This window comes from Segatella salivae DSM 15606 (assembly GCF_000185845.1).
GTDB lineage: Bacteria > Bacteroidota > Bacteroidia > Bacteroidales > Bacteroidaceae > Prevotella > Prevotella salivae.
In genome coordinates, this window is sequence record NZ_GL629674.1 from 1 (window position 1) to 1031 (window position 1031).

The window sequence follows — 1031 nt, forward strand, 5'->3', positions numbered from 1 at the left end:
TTGTTCTGGGTGAAGACTACACTACTTCTTTTGAATTTGAAAGCAGGAAAGGAAAACAAAGGGGGAAATAATCCTGGCAGACACGGAGAGTAAAAGATAAGGTCGGGAGGTAATATTTTTTTATCTTCCGACTTTTTCCTCCTTAATTAAAAAGAAAAACTATGGCATACAATAAGAAAAACGTCCTTGAAGCCAACACTGAAGCCATCCGTATGGTCTTGCGCTTGGAAAAAGAACGCCGCGAAGCCACCGAAGCCGAGAAAGACATATTGCGCAACTATCAGGGCTTCGGTGGCTTGAAATGCGTGCTGAACCGATGTGACAGCCCCGATGACCTCCGCTATTGGAGCCAATCGGAGCAACAACTTTTCGAGCCAACCCAAAGGCTCAAACAGATGATTTACCGTGAAGCCGTCGATGCCAACACCGCCAAACGCTATTGGGAGAGCATCAAGGCAAGCGTGCTCACGTCTTTCTATACCGATACCCGCATCGTTTCTGCGATTGCAGAAGCACTCACCATTACCGATGTGGAGATAAGGCAATGCTTAGACCCTTCAGCAGGTATGGGAGCTTTTGCCGAGATATTTGCTAAAAGGGTTGGTATGGTCGATGCAATGGAAAAAGATTTGCTCACTGCCCGTATCTCACAATCCATTCATCCTTATGGGCAAGGTAATATCATTGTCCGCCAAGCCCCCTTTGAATCCATTGGAGAGTTGGAGGATAAGGACAAGTACGACCTTGTAACAAGTAACATTCCTTTTGGCGATTTCATGGTCTATGACCGAGAATACAGCAAAGGCAAGGACACTCTTAAACGGGAGTCCACACGTGCCATTCACAATTACTTCTTCGTGAAAGGTCTAGACTGCATCAAGGAAGGTGGCTTACTGGCATTCATCACCTCACAGGGTGTTTTGGACAGCCCTCGCAATGAAGCCATACGCCGTTACCTCATGCAGAACAGCCGCCTTATCTCCGCTCTCCGACTACCATCAAGTCTGTTTTCAGACAATGCAGGTACGGAC

At 46.9% G+C, this 1031-nt stretch carries 1 protein-coding gene; it reads left to right on the plus strand.

Features of this window, described 5'->3' with window-relative positions; all coding sequences use genetic code 11:
* Positions 1 to 161: 161 nt before the first annotated feature.
* Positions 162 to 1031 (plus strand): SAM-dependent methyltransferase (locus HMPREF9420_RS12785; RefSeq protein WP_007136160.1); only part of this gene is annotated, 870 nt, incomplete at its 3' end.